This window comes from Thalassolituus sp. UBA2590, assembly GCF_002339775.1.
Classification (GTDB): Bacteria; Pseudomonadota; Gammaproteobacteria; order Pseudomonadales; family Oceanobacteraceae; genus Thalassolituus.
The window spans coordinates 12,589-13,320 of sequence record NZ_DDKU01000011.1 but is presented as its reverse complement, the minus strand read 5'-3'; the positions used below and the strand labels follow the sequence as shown (position 1 = coordinate 13,320).

2 protein-coding genes are annotated in these 732 nt (G+C 53.1%); both read left to right on the top strand.

Annotated features, from left to right (window positions below):
* Nucleotides 1–337 (top strand): methionine adenosyltransferase domain-containing protein (locus tag B2067_RS00995; RefSeq protein ID WP_301387207.1); only part of this gene is annotated, 337 nt, incomplete at its 5' end.
* A 74-nt stretch (nucleotides 338–411) separates the two neighbouring features.
* On the top strand, nucleotides 412–732 hold a 321-nt coding region (locus B2067_RS00990), incomplete at its 3' end, for an adenosylhomocysteinase (protein ID WP_301387206.1).

The following is a 732-nucleotide window of genomic DNA, read 5'->3' as shown; positions in this document are numbered from 1 at the left end:
GGATCGTTGTGAGATTCAGGTGTCATACGCCATTGGTGTAGCTGAACCGACGTCTATCTCGGTCAACACCTTCGGTACTGGCAAGATCAGCGACATCGAATTGGCACGCGTAATCCGCGAAGTGTTCGATCTGCGTCCATACGCGATCCAGAACCAGCTGGAACTGCTGAATCCTATGTATCAGGCCACTGCCGCTTACGGCCACTTTGGTCGCGAGCCTTACGAGATGACCTACGAGTACACCGAAAACGGCGAGAAGAAGAGCAAAACCTTCACTGCGTTCACCTGGGAGCGCACTGACAAGGTCGATGCACTGAAAACCGCCGCCGGCGTCTGATTACAGCGCTTAATTTCATTTATTTTCTGGTCGCTGGTATTCCCCGGCGACCGTAACAGCAAAAGGGCAAAAACATGACCCAGTTTACTGATTACAAAGTTGCAGACATGAGCCTCGCCGATTGGGGCCGCAAAGAAATTAAAATCGCCGAAGGCGAAATGCCAGCCCTGATGGCGCTGCGCCGTAAGTACAAAGAATCACAGCCATTAGCCGGTGCTAAGATCATGGGCTGTATTCACATGACCATTCAGACCGCGGTTCTGATTGAGACTCTGGTGGATCTGGGTGCTGACGTCCGCTGGTCTTCGTGCAACATTTTCTCGACTCAGGATCACGCGGCTGCTGCCATCGCGGCGGCGGGTATTCCAGTCTTCGCCTGGAAAGGTGAAACCGAA